Here is a 201-nt window from a genome sequence, read left to right as displayed (position 1 = left end):
AACAACTATTTTCAGCCGGGTACAATTGTCGGCATGCCGAATGTCGAAGACCTTGACCTGCCGAAGTCAGGATTTGAACGCAACGATGGCCTTGCCGAAGCGCTGCGCAACCAAAAGATCAATATCCGCGTTCTGGATCACGTGAACAGCATCGACACACGTCTTAGAAATGGGGACATCGATACCGTCCCACATTATATC

At 49.8% G+C, this 201-nt stretch carries 1 pseudogene; it reads left to right on the top strand.

The annotated features are described in order from the left end of the window. A pseudogene (locus tag GZH79_RS13185) lies at positions 1-201 on the top strand (hypothetical protein); the annotation flags it as partial.

Source organism: Loktanella sp. SALINAS62 (assembly GCF_018263905.1).
Classification (GTDB): Bacteria; Pseudomonadota; Alphaproteobacteria; order Rhodobacterales; family Rhodobacteraceae; genus Loktanella.
The sequence above is the reverse complement of the archived record's forward strand: the minus strand, read 5'-3'. Positions and strand labels throughout refer to the sequence as shown.